This window comes from Shewanella sp. S1-49-MNA-CIBAN-0167 (genome assembly GCF_040310145.1).
GTDB lineage: Bacteria > Pseudomonadota > Gammaproteobacteria > Enterobacterales > Shewanellaceae > Shewanella > Shewanella psychromarinicola.
Map to the genome: position 1 here is coordinate 1 of NZ_JBEOPO010000382.1, position 255 is coordinate 255.

General features: G+C 66.3%; 1 protein-coding gene. It reads left to right on the forward strand.

What is annotated here, in order from left to right; all coding sequences use genetic code 11:
* The first annotated feature begins 102 nt into the window (after window positions 1–102).
* Entirely contained in the window at window positions 103–231 is a 129-nt protein-coding gene (locus AAEZ00_RS21725; RefSeq protein ID WP_351090062.1) for a hypothetical protein, read from the forward strand.
* Window positions 232–255: the final 24 nt, after the last annotated feature.

Genomic DNA, 255 nt, shown 5'->3' on the forward strand with positions numbered 1-255 from the left:
GCTTTAGTGTGATTTGTGACTACTACACAGGCGCACCACGTTGCGCGTGTTCGGCCAGGGTAGCATCCGGCTAAGGGTGAAGGGGGTGGTGGGCGGGGTGAGGTGGGGGGCGGGGCGGTGGGGGGGGGGTGGGGGGGGGTGGGGGGGGTGGTGGGGGGGGGGGGTGGGGGTGTAGAGGTGGGTTGTTTTGGTGTACTCTATGGTTGTTGGGGCGTCGAGCAGAGAAACTAGGAGTAGGACCTCATCGCCGCCTGC